At 36.9% G+C, this 18,638-nt stretch carries 18 protein-coding genes and 1 riboswitch; of the genes, 16 read left to right on the forward strand and 2 right to left on the reverse strand.

Annotated features, from left to right (window positions below):
- Nucleotides 1–272 precede the first annotated feature (272 nt).
- Both CW357_RS04780 and CW357_RS04785 read left to right on the forward strand, forming a co-directional pair.
- A complete protein-coding gene (locus CW357_RS04780; RefSeq protein WP_124217474.1) occupies nucleotides 273–1,571 on the forward strand; it encodes an HD domain-containing protein in 1,299 nt (432 codons plus the stop codon).
- Nucleotides 1,572–1,593: 22 nt separating this feature from the next.
- Nucleotides 1,594–2,100: a YwgA family protein gene (locus CW357_RS04785; protein WP_119414047.1), complete on the forward strand. Its 507-nt coding sequence runs from the start codon at nucleotides 1,594–1,596 to the stop codon at nucleotides 2,098–2,100.
- 53 nt (nucleotides 2,101–2,153) lie between these two features.
- Here CW357_RS04785 and CW357_RS04790 read toward each other — a convergent pair whose 3' ends face one another.
- Entirely contained in the window at nucleotides 2,154–2,339 is a 186-nt protein-coding gene (locus tag CW357_RS04790; protein ID WP_124217475.1) for a 2-hydroxymuconate tautomerase, read from the reverse strand.
- Nucleotides 2,340–2,406: 67 nt separating this feature from the next.
- On the opposite strand from CW357_RS04790, the gene CW357_RS04795 reads away from it, so the two are divergent.
- Entirely contained in the window at nucleotides 2,407–2,919 is a 513-nt protein-coding gene (locus CW357_RS04795; protein ID WP_119414049.1) for a YwhD family protein, read from the forward strand.
- 331 nt (nucleotides 2,920–3,250) lie between these two features.
- On the opposite strand, the gene CW357_RS04800 is transcribed toward CW357_RS04795, so the two are convergent.
- Complete coding sequence (locus tag CW357_RS04800; RefSeq protein ID WP_119414050.1) at nucleotides 3,251–5,305, reverse strand: transglycosylase domain-containing protein; 2,055 nt, start codon at nucleotides 5,303–5,305, stop codon at nucleotides 3,251–3,253.
- 295 nt (nucleotides 5,306–5,600) lie between these two features.
- Here CW357_RS04800 and CW357_RS04805 point away from each other — a divergent pair, with 295 nt between their 5' ends.
- From CW357_RS04805 to CW357_RS04865, 13 genes are all read left to right on the forward strand, one after another.
- A complete protein-coding gene (locus CW357_RS04805; protein WP_119414051.1) occupies nucleotides 5,601–6,041 on the forward strand; it encodes a YwiB family protein in 441 nt (146 codons plus the stop codon).
- Nucleotides 6,038–7,705: an arginine--tRNA ligase gene (gene argS, locus CW357_RS04810; protein WP_119414052.1), complete on the forward strand. Its 1,668-nt coding sequence runs from the start codon at nucleotides 6,038–6,040 to the stop codon at nucleotides 7,703–7,705. Before CW357_RS04805 ends, argS begins: the two co-directional genes overlap by 4 nt.
- Before the next feature lie 837 nt (nucleotides 7,706–8,542).
- Nucleotides 8,543–8,733: riboswitch (cobalamin riboswitch) on the forward strand.
- A gap of 111 nt (nucleotides 8,734–8,844) precedes the next feature.
- Nucleotides 8,845–9,804, forward strand: coding sequence for an ABC transporter substrate-binding protein (locus CW357_RS04815; protein ID WP_119414055.1), 960 nt, complete (start codon nucleotides 8,845–8,847; stop codon nucleotides 9,802–9,804).
- Complete coding sequence (locus CW357_RS04820) at nucleotides 9,801–10,796, forward strand: FecCD family ABC transporter permease (protein ID WP_119414056.1); 996 nt, start codon at nucleotides 9,801–9,803, stop codon at nucleotides 10,794–10,796. Before CW357_RS04815 ends, CW357_RS04820 begins: the two co-directional genes overlap by 4 nt.
- 2 nt (nucleotides 10,797–10,798) lie before the next feature.
- The gene (locus CW357_RS04825; RefSeq protein WP_119414057.1) at nucleotides 10,799–12,274 is read left to right on the forward strand and encodes an adenosylcobinamide amidohydrolase; all 1,476 of its coding nucleotides are present in this window, start codon (nucleotides 10,799–10,801) and stop codon (nucleotides 12,272–12,274) included.
- Between the two features lies 1 nt (nucleotide 12,275).
- Nucleotides 12,276–13,232, forward strand: a complete 957-nt coding sequence (cbiB, locus tag CW357_RS04830) for an adenosylcobinamide-phosphate synthase CbiB (protein WP_119414058.1) — start codon at nucleotides 12,276–12,278, stop codon at nucleotides 13,230–13,232.
- Nucleotides 13,219–14,298, forward strand: coding sequence for a pyridoxal phosphate-dependent aminotransferase (locus CW357_RS04835; protein ID WP_124217477.1), 1,080 nt, complete (start codon nucleotides 13,219–13,221; stop codon nucleotides 14,296–14,298). Before cbiB ends, CW357_RS04835 begins: the two co-directional genes overlap by 14 nt.
- On the forward strand, nucleotides 14,280–14,858 hold the full coding sequence (locus CW357_RS04840; RefSeq protein ID WP_119414065.1) for a bifunctional adenosylcobinamide kinase/adenosylcobinamide-phosphate guanylyltransferase: 579 nt from the start codon (nucleotides 14,280–14,282) through the stop codon (nucleotides 14,856–14,858). Before CW357_RS04835 ends, CW357_RS04840 begins: the two co-directional genes overlap by 19 nt.
- Before the next feature lie 14 nt (nucleotides 14,859–14,872).
- Entirely contained in the window at nucleotides 14,873–15,646 is a 774-nt protein-coding gene (gene cobS, locus CW357_RS04845) for an adenosylcobinamide-GDP ribazoletransferase (protein ID WP_119414066.1), read from the forward strand.
- On the forward strand, nucleotides 15,619–16,218 hold the full coding sequence (locus CW357_RS04850) for a histidine phosphatase family protein (RefSeq protein ID WP_119414067.1): 600 nt from the start codon (nucleotides 15,619–15,621) through the stop codon (nucleotides 16,216–16,218). The genes cobS and CW357_RS04850 overlap by 28 nt, the downstream gene beginning before the upstream one ends.
- The gene (locus tag CW357_RS04855) at nucleotides 16,170–16,568 is read left to right on the forward strand and encodes a bifunctional adenosylcobinamide kinase/adenosylcobinamide-phosphate guanylyltransferase (protein WP_119414142.1); all 399 of its coding nucleotides are present in this window, start codon (nucleotides 16,170–16,172) and stop codon (nucleotides 16,566–16,568) included. Before CW357_RS04850 ends, CW357_RS04855 begins: the two co-directional genes overlap by 49 nt.
- Nucleotides 16,569–16,662: 94 nt before the next feature.
- Complete coding sequence (locus tag CW357_RS04860) at nucleotides 16,663–17,256, forward strand: cob(I)yrinic acid a,c-diamide adenosyltransferase (protein ID WP_124217478.1); 594 nt, start codon at nucleotides 16,663–16,665, stop codon at nucleotides 17,254–17,256.
- A 53-nt stretch (nucleotides 17,257–17,309) separates the two neighbouring features.
- Nucleotides 17,310–17,987, forward strand: a complete 678-nt coding sequence (locus CW357_RS04865; RefSeq protein ID WP_124217479.1) for an alpha-ribazole-5-phosphate synthase — start codon at nucleotides 17,310–17,312, stop codon at nucleotides 17,985–17,987.
- Nucleotides 17,988–18,638 lie beyond the last annotated feature (651 nt).

Genomic DNA, 18,638 nt, shown 5'->3' on the forward strand with positions numbered 1-18,638 from the left:
TGTAACCAAAACCAAAAAGATTTATACAAAGTTACCTCACAACAGGTAGCTCTGCTTTCTTATTGGCTTTTTTAGGTCAATTAAAGGATTACCATAACTAATCAAGAATATTCACATACCGCAGGGATTATATATTTTCACAGAAAAAGTATCATAAATTTTTCTTTTATACGACTTTTTCCACCTTTTAATAAGGTGGTTTTTTCGTTTATAATGTTGAAATATAAAAGGTATGCAAGAACTTTAAAACAGGGTTAGTGGAGGTGCTTAAATTGAGTTATGCGACAAAAAAGTTAGCTGAAGAGAAAGTATTCAAAGACCCGGTGCATCGCTATATACATGTACGAGATCAAGTGATTTGGGATTTAATCGGTACTAGGGAGTTCCAACGGTTACGCCGTATTAAACAGCTAGGAACGACGTATTTGGTGTTTCACGGTGCAGAGCATAGCCGCTTTAGCCACTCTTTAGGAGTTTATGAAATTGTACGTCGGATGGTCGATGATGTGTTCAAGGGTAGACCAGAATGGGATGAAGGCGAACGCCTCGTTGTACTTTGTGCAGCTTTATTGCACGATTTGGGTCACGGCCCATTTTCGCATGCATTTGAACATGTTTTTGACTTAGACCATGAAGCATTTACTAGAGCTATTATCAAAGGTGACACAGAAGTAAACGAAGTATTAACTCGCGTGGCACCAGACTTTCCTCAGAAAGTTTCGGATGTTATAGCTAAAACGTATGTAAACAAACAAGTGGTTAGTATGATTTCAAGCCAAATCGATGCAGATCGCATGGATTACTTACAAAGAGATGCGTATTTTACAGGTGTTAGTTATGGGCACTTCGATATGGAAAGAATACTTCGCGTTATGAGGCCTCAAGAAGACCAAGTAGTGATTAAATCTAGTGGTATGCATGCAGTAGAAGACTATATTATGAGTCGCTATCAAATGTATTGGCAAGTCTATTTCCACCCTGTTTCCAGAAGTGCTGAAGTTATTTTAACGAAAATCTTGCATCGCGCAAAAGAGTTAAGTAAAGAAAACTATCAATTTTTACAAGAACCTACGCCATTTATCGCGTTTTTCAATAACCAGATAGAGTTGGAAGATTATATATCTTTAGATGAAAGTATATTGTTAACGTATTTTCAAATGTGGACAAAAGAAAAGGATCCTATATTAAGTGATTTGAGTCGCCGCTTTATTAATAGAAAGTTATTCAAATATATCGAATTTGATCCGGCAAATGAGTATCAAAAACTAAGAGATTTAGAGGACTTGTTTATCCAAGTAGGGATTAACCCAAAATATTACTTAGTACATGATTCTATTTCTGACTTACCATATGATTTCTATCGCCCTGGTGAAGAAGAGGAACGTGTACCGATTCAATTATTAATGCCAAATGGAGAGATAAAAGAATTATCACGTTGTTCTCAAATAGTAGATGCTATATCAGGTAAACGTAGATCAGATCACAAACTGTATTTTCCTGAAGATGCATTATTGCAAAACGGGAAACAAAAAACATTACGAAAACAAATACTAAATGTGTTGAGAGGATAAGCCTTCTCGAAAGGAGAAAATCGTGCTAGAAGAACATGCTAAAGTCGTACAATTCGTGTCATTAGCAGGACAAGTCACTGGTCGCAAAAAGTTACAGAAGATGGTTTATATAGCTAAGAAGATGCAATTTCCATTCCATGAAAAATATCATTTCCATATTTATGGACCGTATTCAGAAGAACTTACATTACGTGTTGAGGAACTATGTACAATGGGCTTTTTAACTGAACAAATGGAAGACAAGGGATCCTATGTTCAATATTGTTATGAAGTAACAGATAAGGGGATAGATTTTTCAAAAGCTTTATGTGAAGAACAACAAAATTTAAACGAAGTTGTTCATATTTTGAATAGTAAAAGTGCGAGATTTTTGGAATTGGTATCAACACTATTATACTTTGGAGAATTATCAAGAGAAGAGCAAATCGAGAAAGTCCATGTTGTAAAGGGAAAACTGAATTTTACAGAACAAGAAATAAAGGACGCCTTCGAACTAATTGACATGCTCTCAACATTTAAAGTGAACTAATATTAAATCACAAAAAGTGTATTCGACTTTTCTACCGAATACACTTTTTTATATTACTGTTCGCTTTTACGAACGCCACCGATTGCATAATGTTCTTTTTTCATTTCTTCAATAATAATTGTAATATTTTCTTTAGGGGCATTAACCGTTTCTGAAATAGCACCGGTCACTTTTTCGACTAGATTGTGTTTTTGTTCGTCAGTACGTCCTTCAATCATTTTAATCGTTACTACAGGCATTCTAAGTCCTCCTCATGTAAAATATAGTGTATATTCGTTATAATAACAGAACGGAGGGATTTAGCGTATGACAAATGAAGAAAAACCAAAAAAAATGGAATTTACCATTATAAAAAACAATCCGACTGACGGTCACAAAGGGTTTGGTATTGGAACTCTATCACTTGAAAATGTATCACCTGTTATTATTGATATTGAAGAAAAAACGGCTGAAGTTGATATTGGGGCCATGCATGCTCGAAGTGCAGTAGAAAAGGGCATAAAATTCACCACTGATCGAGCTGATTCAGAGGGCGGAAAACCATATTGGTTAGTTTGGGTGACAATTGAGCAAAAACCAGAAGGCGCATATTATGCAGGTGTAACAGCATGTGAAATGGTTGTTAATCGTGAAAAACGCCGTGGTTATAAAATTCTTGCAGACCATGTCAATAAAATGGACAAATCGATGAAAAGACATATCATTGTAGAACATATGGATGATTCATCAAAACACGTTTTAGGGGAATTCTTGAAGAATTTCAATAAAGAAATGTGGGAAAACAGTGATACTCAATTACACACTGATTTAGGATTTTAGGAAACCAAAAATTGAAAAATCTGTGACATTTCCTAAGTGTTTTCAGAAACATAGTTGAAACTGACATGGAAAGACGATAAACTGAAGGTAAAGCTTACAAAAGTAAAGTAAGCTAGGACAAATGCTTATTGACTTTTAAATGAGTATTATTTGGCATTTTGTATGGACCAAGCTTAATGCTTAATAATTCTTATACTTTAGTAAGCGAAGAGGCTTTCATTCCAATGGATAACGGACTTCATTGGAATGAAAGTTTTTTAGTGCATAAAAAAACTCGCATTGTTTTAGGTTTAACAAACCTTAAAAACAATGCGAGTCAGTTTAAAATATATTATTCAAAAAGAGAAAAAGGGAAAAGGCTCCACGAATCGTCTGTTTCTCTTGTCAAATCTTTTACAATAGAAGGATCTGTACATTTTTTCTTGGGTACATCCTTTTTCTTTACATAAACAAGACGTTGTCTGCTACAGCTTTTTGTTGCTATACCACCAGTTTCAACATCAACGATAGCTGCTTCTACTCCATTAGGTGCTATGAACGGTTCACTAGGTAAATCTTTGTGAGCACTTTCCATAAAGTCTATCCAAATTTGTTTAGTCGCACGGCTATCCGCTTCACTTGTCATTTGCTTTCCTTGATCGTAACCATTCCAAACACCAGCAGTTAATGTAGGGGAGAATCCTATCATCATTTGATCGGTGAGAGTGGTACCTGATTTTGCTGCATACGGGCGTGTTTGTTTGTTTCTAATGCTAATACCTGTTGCCGGTGCATAATCATTAAATACTGGGTCGAACATACCTGTCATTAGTTGAGTCAAGATAAAATTATCGTCTTTCTTCAATACTCTCTTAGATCCTCTTTGTTTTTTCACTTTGTAAAGAACTTTTCCATCTGAATCTTTTATAGAGAGTACTGAAATAGGTGTTCTCTTAACACCACCTGCAGCAATCGTATTATAAGCTGATGTTATATTTTTTAGTGTTACTTCAGTTGTACCTAATGCTACAGAAGGTGTATTTTGTAAAGTTTCACCTATACCAAAACGATCTAACATTTGTTTGAATTTACGATAACCGATTTCTTCATATGTTTTTACAGCATATATATTATCGGATATCGCAAGTGCTTGTGCCAATGATAGTGGATGGTTAGCATACTTTCCATTCACATTTTTAGGTTCATATTCAGAACGTCCACCATCATAAGTGAAAATTGTTTTTTCTGCATCCATAAATGTTAAAGGCGAAAAATTATCCTCTAATGCAGTTGCATATAAGAATGGTTTAATGGCTGAGCCTGGTTGTCTCTTAGCTTGGGTCACACGGTTAAATGGACTTTTTGCATACTGACTACCACCGACTAATGCTGTAATGTATCCAGTCTTTGGATCCATACTAATAAAGCCAACTTGTAAACCTGAATTAGGTAAATTCTTTTCAATTGCTTCTTCTGCAGCTTTTTGATGGGAAGTATTTAACGTTGTTTGAATTGTCCATCCTCCCTCTTCAATACTACGTCCATTCTTTTCTAATATTTTCTGTGCTTCTGCCCATACTGTATCGATAAAGTACGGTGCGCTTGTTTTTCCACTATCCCATTCATCATATTTGAAGGAGAGTCTTGTTTGTTGTGCTCGTTCTTTAGCCTCTTTAGTAATTATATTTTGTTTCTGCATAAGTGCTAGAATAAGTTGCTGTCTATCATGATTTTTTTCTTCATTTGCAAGAGGCGAATAGATACTTGGACCTTTTGGAATTGCTATTAACGATGCAGCCTCTGGAAGAGTTAGATCTTTTGCTGATTTTGCAAAATAATATCTACTTGCAGCCTCTACACCATACATTCCGTGACCAAAATATACGGTATTTAAATAGCCTTCTAATATTTGATCTTTACTATAAAAAGTTTCTAAGCGATAGGCATATAATGCTTCATTTATTTTTCTTAACCATGTTTTATCATGTGATAGATATAAGTTTCTAGCATATTGTTGTGTAATTGTGCTAGCACCCTCGACTTTTTTCATTGCCTTTATATCCTTAAATAAGGCACCGGCAATTCGTGTATAGTCAAATCCGTTATGGCTATAAAAGTCTTGGTCCTCCGTGGCAATAAGCGCCTTCGTTACAAAAGGAGAAATCTCATCTAGATCTACCCAATATCGACGCTGTTGTGCAAATTTATCTCCTAATTGTGCTCCATCTGCATCTAAGAAAACAGTTGCTTTTGGAACCGTCAAGGAAGGCGCACCTGTAATTTGTGCATATATTCGAAGTGATAACAGGGCAGATGCAACTGCTGAGCCACATACGATAACCCAAATGACGATTTTCTTTAGACGTTGTTTTCTTTTCCGTTGCCGTTGATGTTCAGCTCGGTTCATCTAATCGCTTCCTTTCACATTGATGAATCTAGTATGTGAAGTCTTTAGATAAACTAAACGAAGGAAAAACACTAATTTTGTCGAAAAATTAGAAGTTTGCATCCATATCAATATTTGAGAGAAGAGGGTCCATGTAACGGTTGTCTACTAGAATAGTATTTGGGGTGAACGGATGAGTTCGTTTCAATCTTATTATCAGAAAAATATTCTATATTCATGTTGTATCTTGAAAATAGGTATATTCCTATCCTATAATAAGAAGGTTATATTAAACGGAAAACGGAGGCGTCTTAAAATGTCAGATGTATTGACAGCACCCGTAAAATTAAAAATCATAACAACGATTACCCAACCAGGCACAGAAACTGAGAAATTTGAACTGTGGTCTGAAGGGGAAATTATGCAAAAGAATGATCAAATCTATTTGCAATACGAGGAAATACAAGAAGATCAACGTATGAATACGACTCTTAGATTTGGCCAAGAAGATGCCATTATCATGCGCAATGGTGATGTGAAAATGCGAATGCCATTTGTACTTGGACAAGTAAGAAGAGGTCATTATAATAGTGAATATGGTCAATTGCCTATTGTAACAAAAACGAAAGAAATGAAATTTGAACCGTCCGAAACTATTCAAAACGGTCGATTTTATTTGCAATATGAACTAATAATCGGTGAACAATCTGTCGGAGACTATTGTTTAGAACTGAACTATACGGAGGGAAACAAATGAACGCAGTAGAACAAGTTCAACAATCTATTAAAGAAGCACTTGTTGCAGCAATCCAAAAAGCAAATCTTGTAGAAGATACAACTGCTTTGAACATTCATTTAGAAACACCAAGAAACAAAGAAAACGGCGACTACGCAACTAATATCGCTATGCAGCTAACAAAATTAGCAAAAAAACCACCTCGTGCAATTGCTGAAACGATTTTAGAAAATCTTGAAACTGAAGGCACAAATATTGAAAAAATTGATATTGCAGGACCTGGTTTTATGAATATTATTTTACGCAAAGATTACTTAGCTGAAGTAGTGACAACAGTTCTTGAACAAGGTTCTAACTATGGACGTACAGATGCCGGTAAAGGTGAAAAAGTTCAAGTAGAATTCGTCTCTGCTAACCCAACTGGTGACCTTCACTTAGGTCACGCTCGTGGTGCTTCTGTTGGTGATTCTTTATGTAATGTTTTAGATTTCGCAGGATTCAATGTATCACGTGAATATTACATTAATGATGCAGGTAACCAAATCACAAAATTAGCAAAATCTCTAGAAGCGCGTTATCGTGAAGCGCTAGGTTTAGATTTTGATATGCCTGAAGATGGCTACCATGGTAAAGATATCATTATCATTGCAAAAGAACTTTCTGCTGAATACGGTAAAGACGTATTAGAAAAATCTGATGAAGAACGTTTTGAATTCTTCCGTGAACATGGATTGAAACATGAATTCGGTAAACTTCAAAAAGACTTAAAAGACTTCCGTGTAGATTTTGATGTTTGGTTCTCTGAAACTTCTTTATACAAAGAAGGAAAAGTTCAAACTGCATTACAAAAACTAAAAGAAAACGGTCATGTATTTGAACAAGACGGCGCAACATGGTTCCGTTCTACTACATTTGGTGATGACAAAGACCGCGTATTGATCAAAACTGATGGTTCTTACACATATTTAACTCCTGATATCGCATATCACGAAGATAAATTACGTCGTGGTTTCGATAAGCTTATCAACATTTGGGGAGCTGACCACCACGGTTACATTCCACGTATGAAAGCGGCTATCGAAGCACTTGGTTATGATCGTGATACATTAGAAGTAGAAGTAATTCAAATGGTAAACCTTCTACGTGATGGTGAAAAAGTTAAAATGTCTAAACGTACTGGTAACGCAGTAACTCTTCGCGAACTTGTAGAAGAAGTAGGTTTAGATGCTGTTCGTTATAACTTTGCAATGCGTGCAGGCGATACTCATTTAGACTTTGATTTAGACTTAGCTGTAAAACAATCAAACGAAAACCCAGTGTACTATGCACAATATGCACATGCACGTATTTGCTCAATCTTACGTCAAGCATCAGAAAAAGGCTTTGCAGCTTCAACTGAACATCTTGATACATTATCATCTGAAAAAGACATTGAAGTATTGAAAAAAGTTGGAGACTTCCCACAAGTCGTAGCGGATGCTGCTCGTGTACGTGCGCCACACCGTATCGCTAACTACATCCAAGAACTTGCTGCAACATTCCACAGTTTCTATAATGCAGAAAAAGTTTTAGATGAAGAAAACAAAGAACGCTCTGAAGCACGTATCGCATTAATCACAGCAGTACGTACAACATTAGCAAACGCACTAAAACTAATAGGCGTATCAGCACCAGAAAAAATGTAATATTAAGTGCTGAGGGCGCTCGTTCAGCTGCGACAAGCGCTGGAGGGCTCGAATCGAAAGCGTGTTTTCAGCTTTCGACCGAGAGACCGAAGCGACTCGAGCAGCTAGCGCCCGAAGCCGGATAAAGTTAAATGCTGAACGCGTCCGTTTAGCCCCGACAAGCGCTGGAAGGCCCGAATCAAAAGCATGTTTTCAGCTTTTGACCGAGGGACTGAAGCGACCTCGAGGGGCTGGCGCGAGAAGCTGGATAAAATTAAATGCTGAGGCGGCTTGCTCAGACCCGAAAATCACAAAAGCTTTCGAATCGAAAACGTCATTTCAGTTTTCGACCGAGAAAGCGTTGTGACTCGAGGGACTAGCCGCAGAAGCTGGATAATTTAATTGCTGAACGCGCTCGCTAAGAGGAAGATAGCCTAAAAGCGCAACATCGTGTCGCAACGGCTATCTGACCCATATCCTGTGGGCTCCCGACAAGCGCTGGAAGGCCCGAATCTCAAAAAATAAGCAAGGGCATCGTATATTTTGTGTGAAAATATGCGATGTCCTTTTATTTTGCTTAGCTTTTTTACGTAGGAAAGAATTAGGGGACATGTAAGCTCCATCGACTAAAATTACTCAATCGAAAGAAAAAATAAGAGATACATAGCTTCAAGTATAAAATTACCGAGAGTATAAAGTTAGGAAACTCGCGCCCTGTTTAGCACAACTCAGGCACCAATTAGCACAACTCATAAGAATTATACCCCCACTCAATAGGTCAAAACTATTCCGTAAAACTTTAATTATTTTAAGGTACCTTCCATAAAAACAAAATATTCGGTATAATGATAGACAATTCAATAGTTAAAAAAGTACGGTTCTTAACATTCGGTAAAATGTTAAGTGAAAAGGGAAATCGGTGAAAATCCGATGCGGTCCCGCCACTGTAAGTGTGAGTAACTCGTATAATTGCCACTGAAAAATTTTCGGGAAGGCACGAGAAGCGTTGAACACAAGCCAGGATACCTGCCGTATTTAAAGACACCAGTTTAACTACGAGGATAGGATGGGTGCCAGTATATTTAATATTTACTGGATTCATGATGCCTCTCGAAAAAATAGAGAGGCTTTTTATTTTGCTGAAGGAGGCACTTCGATCAATGAAAAGAATATGGCAATTAGCAATAATGCTCACAATGGTATTTGCTTTACTTGTAGGATGTGGACAAGGAGATTCGCAAAAATCATCTAGTGACAAAACAAATTCTACGCAAACAACAAAAAATACGTCTACATATCCAATGATGGTAAAAGATGCACTCGGTAACAATGTGGAATTTAAAGAAGCCCCTAAAAAGATAGTTTCTTTAGTCCCTAGTAATACAGAAATATTATTTGCGCTAGGTTTAGACGACAAAATTGTAGGTGTAACTGATAACGATAACTATCCAGAAGCTGCTACTAAAAAGGAAAAAGTGGGCGGCATGGAATATGATATTGAGAAAATACTAAGTTTAAAACCAGATGTAGTGTTTGCGCATGAATCCAATGCCAAATCAGTAGAGGCAGGATTACAACAACTAAAAGATGCAGGAATTACTGTTTTTGTAGTAAAAAATGCAACAAACTTTGAAGAAACATATAACACGATCGAACAAATTGGCCAAATTACAGACAAAGGGCAAAAAGCAGATCAAATTGTTGAAGATATGAAAGCAAAAGTACAAGAAGTTCAAGATAAAGTAGCAAATGTGAAACAACGTTCTGTTTTTGTAGAAACTTCAGATGAACCGGAAATTTATACAGCAGGTAAGGATACATTTATGCAAGAAATCTTAGACCTAGCAAATATCAAAAATGTTGTAGATGATCAATCAGGTTGGTTTAAAATCGATTCAGAGCAAATTGTTAAACGTAATCCAGATACAATGATTGTAATGGAAGATGTTCCGAATATCGTAGAAAAAGTAAAAAAACGTCAAGGATTTAATAGTATTACAGCAGTCAAAAATGACGCAGTTGTACAAGTGAATCAAGATTTAACAGCTCGGACAGGCCCTCGCCTTGCTGATGGTCTAGAAGAAATAGCAAAAGCAGTTTATCCAGAGGTATTCAAATGAGGAAAATAGTAGTGGGGTATATTGTAGCCATATTCATCTTGTTACTGAGTATATGGCTCGGTATATCTGTAGGTTCTGTAAAGGTACCACTAAGTACGTTATGGGATACAGAAGCTGATGAAATGGCAACAAATATTTTATGGAATATTCGTATGCCACGTGTTTTATTGGCTGGACTTGTTGGAGCAGCATTAGCAATTGCAGGTGCTGCTTTTCAAGGCTTATTAAAAAATCCACTTGCTGATCCATATACGTTAGGAGTGTCATCAGGTGCCTCAGTAGGTGCAGTGATGACGCTTTTTTTCAATATTTCAGCCCCTATTTTAGGGATATTCACTTTACCTACATTTAGCATGGTAGGAGCAATGCTATCTCTATTTGCAGTGATTGGATTTGCTAAATTAGTTGATCGTACGATGAAGATGGAAACACTTATTTTAACAGGAATAATCATGAGTTCATTTTTAAGCGCTGTTATATCATTAATGATTGCGCTAACAGGAGAAGAACTTCGACAAATAATTAGCTGGTTGATGGGAAGCGTATCGATGCGTGGGTGGCCTTATGTGAAGATGGTATGGCCATTCATCCTTATAGGGGCATTGATGTTATGGTTTAATCGCCGTGAGCTAAATGCTATGTTGTTTGGAGAAGAAAGGGCAAAGTATTTAGGTGTTAATGTGAAAAGAAGTAAACTTATGCTTCTACTTGGGGGTTCAATGTTAACTGGTTCGGCGGTCGCGGTTTCAGGAACGATTGGCTTTATCGGACTAGTTGTCCCACATATGACTAGATTACTATTTGGTGCAGATCATCGTCATCTATTACCATTATCTTTTATCAATGGAGCATCATTACTGATTGTATGTGACTTGGTCGCCCGTATAATCATTGCACCAACAGAATTACCTATCGGTGTTATAACATCCTTTATTGGCGCGCCGGTTTTTGCTTATATTTTCTTCCGTCAACGTAGAACGAAGGGAGCATAGGAATGCTTAATGTAAAACAACTTAGTGGTGGATATGATCCTAAAAAACCTATTATAAAGGATATTTCATTTAAAGTAGAAAAAGGGCAATTTGTTGGCATTTTAGGCCCTAATGGAAGCGGGAAATCTACACTTATAAAAGTAATTAGTGGAATACTTGCTGAAACAAGTGGTTCAGTTCTGATTGATGGAAAGAATCGTAAAGACTATTCAACGAAAGAATTAGCACGCAAAATGGCTGTTTTACCTCAGTTACATGCACATGCCTTCTCACATTCAGTTCGTGAGACTGTATCAATTGGCCGTTATCCTCATCAAAATAGTTGGTTTCAAACATGGTCAAAAGATGATGAAGAGGCAGTTGCTACTGCAATGGATCAAACAGGGATTACACAATACACAGATCAACAATTGGATTTTCTTTCCGGTGGGGAGCAACAAAGGGCGTTTGTTGCACAAGCTTTAGCGCAGCAAGCCGATTTACTACTATTAGATGAACCAACTAATCATTTAGATATCGAACATCAACGGAAACTGATGGATATGATTCGACATGAGGTTGTGTATCATGATTTAACGGTGATTTCGATTTTTCATGATATGAATTTAGCTTCACTATATTGTGATCAATTGATTTTACTCGAAAATGGACAAATTAGCTCTATTGGTGAACCACATGAAGTGTTAAAAGAGAAGCATGTGATGGAGGTCTACCATACAAAAGTTTCAAGCTATCCACACCCTGTGATGCCGAAGCCACAGGTAACGTTAATCCCTGATTTTCAAGAAGAAGGGCAAGCATCAATGACCATCACATCAAAGCAAATAAAGGTTAAAGATGAATTTGTGGAGTTACAAACAATGTTTCCGTTAAAAACAATTTCTTCAGCTGTTCATAACGCAGGTTTTGGATGGTTTCAATCATTTATCAATCGTTCAGTTGATAAGAATTATATGTGTGAGAATGCGCATGAAGAACTAAAACAGTATCTTGAAAAACACGGCTTTTCACCATCTAATACAGTAGCCATGATGACTGCAGTTGCATCAAAACACGTCGTAATCAGGGAGTATTCGTCTCAAGTAGGCAGTATTGTAGTAGCGGTTACAGCAGGTGTAGGGAACGCAGTAGATGTTTCACAAGCTTATAAACGTGTTGAAACAACTCATGTTGGGACGATTAATACATGGGTGTTCGTCAATGGCACTTTAACAGATGAGTCCTTTATGCAAGCAATGATTACTGCAACAGAAGCGAAAGTAAAGGCATTAGCAGTAGAGAATATTCAAGATAATATATCTAATACAACTGCAACCGGCACATCTACAGATAGTGTTCTTATTGCTGCTACACAAAACGGTCCCTTTTTTGAATATGCAGGAACTATTACAGGGATAGGTAAACTAATTGGCCGTGGGGTATTTGAAACAACTCGCATTGCACTACAAGACTATAAACGTGCAAAAGGGGTGTTGTAAGATGCTGGCACATTTAATCGCCTGTACGCTTGGGGTAGTACTAGATCGTTTTATCGGTGATCCGCCCAAAATGCCGCATCCTGTAAGATGGATAGGTAATCTAATTCAATGGCTTACTATTCACTTGAATAAGGGCAAATTTCGAAAGTTAAAAGGATTACTTCTTGTTATGATAGTTGTTGGAATATCAACTGTTGTAAGCTACGCCATTGTTATTGCTGCTTATACGGTGGGAACGATCTTCGGCATATTAGTGGAAGGCATAATGATTGCCGTAGCTCTAGCACAAAAGAGTCTCCAACAAGCTGCGATGGACGTTTATACGCCACTCGTTGGAGGAGACTTAAAAGAAGCACGCGTAAAGCTTTCATGGATTGTCGGTCGAGACACTGAAAAGTTATCTGTACCAGAAGTGACGAGGGGTGTAGTAGAAACGGTATCTGAAAATACAAGCGATGGCGTTACAGCTCCGTTATTCTGGGCATTCCTATTTGGTGCAACAGGAGCCTGGATGTACAAGGCTGTCAATACACTTGACTCAATGGTTGCTTATAAGAATGAAGAATATGGAGATTTCGGATATGTTGCTGCACATACAGATGATGTTTTTAATTACATACCGAGCAGAATAACTGGATTTCTTATGTTAATCGGGACAAAAAAAGAGTCTTTGCATTCATTTTCATATCGTCTTAAAGGATGGTTAAGAGATGCTAAACAACATCCAAGTCCTAATAGTGGATTTTTAGAAGCAGCAACAGCCTATCAACTTGGTATTCAACTAGGCGGAACAAATCGTTATAAAGGAATTATTTCTGAACGAGCAAAAATGGGAGAACCAGAAACAGAACTTGCACCAAAACATATTAAACTAGCAATTGAACAAATGCACACAGTGACAACTTGGTTTTGGCTAATAGGTGTAGTAATAGGAGGAATTTATATTGTCATTACCTAATCATGGCGCTAATCCACATCGTTTATATGAACAATTATCCATAAAAAAACCTATGGAAATGATTGATTTTAGTGAAAATGTAAATCCTGCTGGACCACCATCTTTCATTCGAGAAAAGTGGGATGACTTATTTCCACTAATTTCACGTTATCCAGATCCACAAGGACAACCTTTTTTGGCTGCTATAGCAAAGTTTCATAATGTTGATGAGGAACAAGTGTTATTGGGAAACGGAGCTGCAGAGATATTCTCATTATTGGCAACCATATTTCAACGCAAAAGGGCTATCATTATTCATCCAACATTTTCTGAATATGAAGCAACTTTGGCAGCTAATCATGTTGAAATGGTTCATATCGAGGTCGATGACATAACAACTTGGAAGTTACCGATTGTTCAAATTATTAAAGACATGCAACAAGCTGATATTTTATATCTTTGTACACCCAACAATCCTACAGGTGTGTTGCCACCGAGAGAAGAGCTGCAACTACTGATTGATGAGGGGGAAAAGGCCAATTGTCATATTGTGTTGGATGAAGCCTTTATCGATTGGATTGGCGAAGAAGCGTCAATGATTCCTTATATAAATGAACATCCACATATTATGATTGTCAGGTCGATGACGAAGATGTATGCAATAGCTGGTGTTCGATTAGGATATATGATTGCAGCACCCGAAATGATTCAAACATTACAAAGAAAAGCTTCACACTGGCATATTAATGGGTTGGCCGCTGAGATTGGTGCATCTTGTTTAGAAGAAACTGAATTTCGAAATCAGTCTATTCAATACGCACAAAAATGTAGGGAACTTTTTACGGCATTCTTGCATCAATCTGGGTGCAAGACAACGAAAAGTATTACGAATTATATCTGTTTTCAATTACCCAAACCGCAACAATCCAAAGCATTTTTCCATGCGATGTTAGAGAAAGGTATGGTACTTCGACATACAGAAAACTTTAAGGGAATGAATGGCGAATGGTTTCGAGTAGGGATGAAAGATGAAAAATCTATGAAGTCATTGCAAAAGGAGATGACTTTATGGCTGAAACGGAACTAATTTTCATCACTGGTGGTGTGAGAAGTGGCAAAAGTGCTTTTGCAGAGCAGCAACTACAATCATTAGCTAAAGCATATCAAGCACAAAGACTCATTTACGTAGCTACTGGAGTCGCATTTGATGATGAGATGAAAAAACGGATAGCTCGACATAAGCTAGATCGAAAAAAGCAAAAACAAAATTGGGTTACAGTGGAACAACCAACAAATTTACAGCAACTTCTTTTAATGATCCAAAAAGGAGATGTTGTACTTTGGGATTGTGTTACAACATGGCTGACGAACGAATTTTATGAAGGATTTGAAACAGGTATTTGTAATTGGCAACAGCCTTTAAAACTTACTGAACGAATCGCTGAAATGAAAAAGACCATTCTTACATTACGCGCAATGCAAATTCCTCTTGTAATTGTTTCTAACGAAGTATTAGATGAGCCTATATCTAAATTTACTGAAGTTAAGTTATATCAAAAATATTTAGGACAACTTCATCAATGGTTTGTACAGCAGGCAACAACCGCGATTGAGATGGAATACGGCTATGCACATAGATGGAAGTAGAGGAGGATGTTGCGATGAAAACGGTCTTAAATGGGATACTACTAGCATTTCAGTTTTTTACAGTAGTACCGATTAATAAAGAATTACCATTAACAAAGAAAACAATTACTGCCATGTTCTCCTTTTTACCATGGCTTGGAGCGATTATGGGTGCTGTGATGACAGCTATATTTTACTTGCTCCAAACATATACCGATTTAAGCTCAATACTTACAGGTTTTCTCCTTGTGTTTGGCTATGTGATTTGGACAGGGGGATTACACTTAGATGGCTTTGTAGATATGGGTGACGCTTATTTTTCATATCGTGATATAGATAAGCGTATAGAGATATTGGACGATCCACGTATAGGTGCTTTTGGTGCAATGTCTTTAGTTTTTTTAGTGTTAACAAAAATCTTTTTCCTTTCAGAATTAGTAGGACAACAAGATTTTAATTGGATCTGGTTAATAGCCGTACCATTCTATTCTCGTCTAGGGATGTCTGTGTATTTTATTCAGACCAAAAGTTCAAAGGAAAAAGGGTTAGGGTTTTTCTTTAAACAACATCTGAATCTTAAATATTGGCTAATAAGTACAATCATTTCGACGATTATTGGGACTACGTTTTTGTTCTGGTTAAGTGGTCAATGGCAGTTAATTATCTTACTTCTAATAGTAATTGTTACTGCATTCTTTTATAAATGGTGGACAATTCGTAATTTCCGTGGGAGCTCTGGCGATTTGCTAGGTGCATTTATCGAAGGTATGGAGGGAGTATTATGGATTGCTCTATTACTATTTACTTAATGCGTCATGCAAGAACAAAAAGCAATATTGAGCATCGTTATTTGGGCTGGACAGATGAAGACATTTTACCAAATCAAAATTTACCTGTTGTAAATAAGAAGTGTAAAGTGGCTTTTGGAAGTGATTTGAAGCGCTGTGAGCAAACGGCAAAAAGCTATTTTCCTAATGCTACATATTACGGAGATATTGGGTTTAGAGAAAGTAACTTTGGCGAGTTTGAAGGGAAAACGTATGATGACTTAAAAGAATGTCCTCTGTATCGAAAGTGGATTGACAATCCTAATCATATAGCACCTCCAGCTGGTGAAACTTTAATAGAAGTGACCAATCGTTGTATAGATGCTTTTAGAAGATTACCAAAAAACCTTCGTGAGTATCCTCTTATTTTACATGGTGGTACGATTCGGGCATTACTTGTTCGATTGTCTCCTGAACCTAGTGACTTTTGGGATTGGCATGTATCACATGATGAATTATTCAAGCTTCAATGGGATACGTCAGAAGCGTTTAAGGAGGGGAAACGATGCACACTTTTATCGGTGGTGCCTATAACGGAAAGCATGAATATGTAAGACGTTGGTTAAAGGAACGAGGGATTGAAGATGTCGAATGGTATGTAGGGCAACTTCCGAAAACCCCAACTAGCCACACGGTAGTAGTATCCAAACTTGAGGAAGTGATTAAACCATTTCTTGAGGAGGATGAAGTAACACTAGCAATTAAAATTGTTGAACAGCTACAGTTATTAGAAAAGCAACATCAGGTGATTATCATTGCAACAGAAATGGGAAGAGGTATCGTACCAATCGAACAACAAGACCGACAATTAAGGGACACTCTTGGAAGATTATATCAACAATTATTTGCTATAAGTGACCACGTCACAAGAATTTGGTATGGGATAGCTGAAGAGATAAAGTAAATTCCTATTAATGAGAAAAGGGAAAAGTAGATTTATATTGAAAAGTAATTATAGATAAAGTGTAACCAAATATAAAAGGAAAGAAGGAAGAAAGATGAATTTATACACACGTACAGGTGACAAAGGGAAAACAAGTATTATTGGCGGCAGAGTAGACAAAGACGACTTCCGAGTAGAAGCCTATGGCACAATCGACGAACTTAACTCATTTATAGGTAAAGCTGTGACAGAATTAGATAAAGAAATATTCAAAGACATCTTACAAGACTTAGAAAATATTCAAAATGAGTTATTTGATTGTGGTGGCGATTTAGCAAATGTCATGAAAGACCGCCATTATAAAATGACAGATGAGCCAATTGAAGCAATGGAAAAACGAATTGATCTATTAATGGATGAACCACCTTTACTTGAGAAGTTTATCTTACCTGGAGGATCACCCGCTGCTGCAACATTGCATATTGCTCGTACCATTGCAAGAAGAGCAGAACGCCAAACAGTCACATTATTGAAAAACGCAGAAGAAGGGGATGTCCCAACAGTAGTCCAACGTTATTTAAATCGTTTATCGGATTATTTATTTGCTGCAGCTCGTGTTGTAAATGCACGTTTAAATGTATCAGATATTGAATATATTCGCAGTGCAAAAGTATTCAGAAACGGTGGTAGAAAAAAGGAAAAGGACTAGGTGTGCAGTATGAAATTAAAGATATTAACACTAACAGGAGAGGCACATGAATAATGAGAAATGCACTATCCTTATCGAAGGGTTTGATCGTAACAACTGATAATTCAGGTGCAATTGGTCAAAAGGAACAAGATGTAGTGAACGTCCCAGATGATATGACAAGTTATTTTTCTGGGCGTGTCACATTACTCGAACAATGGGCAGCCGGCGCTGAACCAGAAGCAATCATTTTACATAATTTTAGTGGAGAAGAAGCTTGGAATCGATATGTAGCAGGCATACAAAGGTTATTTGATGAAATCGGAATAGAAACCCCAAAAATTACTGGGAGCACAGAGACCAATATAAAAACATTACAATCATGCATTGGAATAACGATAATAGGAAATTTCGTTAAAGAACTCCCTTCTGCAACAGATCTTCAATGGTTTACGTATGGTAAACCTTTGGTTGGAGATCAAGTTGTAGCAGAACCAGAAAAGATAGCTAATCTAACAATGATTTATAGAGCCATGCAACAGAAATTGATTGAACGTATTTGGCCAGTAGGGTCAAAAGGTATTGCAAAAGAAATCAGAGTTTTACTTGGAGATAGATCATTTAAATGCGATTGGGATATGCAAGCATCTGCAGGCCCTTCAACAGTTATTCTAATTGGAATATACAAAGAAAAAATTCAACAAGCCCAAAATCTATTTGGAGAATTACTAAAAACAATAGAAATCATTTGATAACTTGTATAATAAAAAACAATAGTCCGGACAATGTGAAATTTAAAATTCCACATTATAGTTCGGATTTTTCATTAGCTAAAATTTTTCCGTCCCAGTTTTTGTGTATAAATCAATTTTCGTAGTTAAAATTCCATTTTAAACACCTGATGTTACTGGAGTTATTTCTACTATTGAATTACTTTGCTTTCTCTTAAAAAGTATAAAATTGACACCATCTTTCTTGGCCCATTTATTTATATTTATGAATCTGTATGTTGATTGGAGTGGATGGCGGCGACTCCTGCGGGAAAGCGAGACAGGTGAGACCCCGGAACGAAGTGAGGAGGCTCACCGCTCGCCCGCGGAAAGCGTCCGCCAGTAACGGAAATCAACAGATTAGTACCGGATAAAATTTATAGTATTTCGGATATAGAACAAAACATCTTATGCTTTTTGTACATCACCTTCTTAAAACATCGTGAATCTAAAAGTCAAATGGATAGTTAGATGACAGCTATACTTAGCTGTAAGGAGATACCTAAATATTTATGGTGCTAAAATTGAGTGTATTAAAAATAAATTAACACCTGTTTTAGTAGAAAGGAAATAGAAAGGGAAAATCACGATTAAAAAGGAATTTGTTAAATCTCTCTAGAATAATATTAGGAA

It is taken from the genome of Rummeliibacillus sp. TYF005, assembly GCF_003844195.1.
Classification (GTDB): Bacteria; Bacillota; Bacilli; order Bacillales_A; family Planococcaceae; genus Rummeliibacillus.

Coding starts and splice junctions, on each gene's coding strand:
- CW357_RS04815 (WP_119414055.1), top strand. CDS start 8,845: ATGAAAAGAATATGGCAATTAGCAATAATGCTCACAATGGTATTTGCT.
- CW357_RS04825 (WP_119414057.1), top strand. CDS start 10,799: ATGCTTAATGTAAAACAACTTAGTGGTGGATATGATCCTAAAAAACCT.
- CW357_RS04795 (WP_119414049.1), top strand. CDS start 2,407: ATGACAAATGAAGAAAAACCAAAAAAAATGGAATTTACCATTATAAAA.
- CW357_RS04840 (WP_119414065.1), top strand. CDS start 14,280: ATGGCTGAAACGGAACTAATTTTCATCACTGGTGGTGTGAGAAGTGGC.
- CW357_RS04800 (WP_119414050.1), bottom strand. CDS start 5,305: ATGAACCGAGCTGAACATCAACGGCAACGGAAAAGAAAACAACGTCTA.
- argS (WP_119414052.1), top strand. CDS start 6,038: ATGAACGCAGTAGAACAAGTTCAACAATCTATTAAAGAAGCACTTGTT.
- CW357_RS04850 (WP_119414067.1), top strand. CDS start 15,619: ATGGATTGCTCTATTACTATTTACTTAATGCGTCATGCAAGAACAAAA.
- cobS (WP_119414066.1), top strand. CDS start 14,873: ATGAAAACGGTCTTAAATGGGATACTACTAGCATTTCAGTTTTTTACA.
- CW357_RS04805 (WP_119414051.1), top strand. CDS start 5,601: ATGTCAGATGTATTGACAGCACCCGTAAAATTAAAAATCATAACAACG.
- CW357_RS04855 (WP_119414142.1), top strand. CDS start 16,170: ATGCACACTTTTATCGGTGGTGCCTATAACGGAAAGCATGAATATGTA.
- CW357_RS04790 (WP_124217475.1), bottom strand. CDS start 2,339: ATGCCTGTAGTAACGATTAAAATGATTGAAGGACGTACTGACGAACAA.
- CW357_RS04860 (WP_124217478.1), top strand. CDS start 16,663: ATGAATTTATACACACGTACAGGTGACAAAGGGAAAACAAGTATTATT.
- cbiB (WP_119414058.1), top strand. CDS start 12,276: ATGCTGGCACATTTAATCGCCTGTACGCTTGGGGTAGTACTAGATCGT.
- CW357_RS04865 (WP_124217479.1), top strand. CDS start 17,310: ATGAGAAATGCACTATCCTTATCGAAGGGTTTGATCGTAACAACTGAT.
- CW357_RS04820 (WP_119414056.1), top strand. CDS start 9,801: ATGAGGAAAATAGTAGTGGGGTATATTGTAGCCATATTCATCTTGTTA.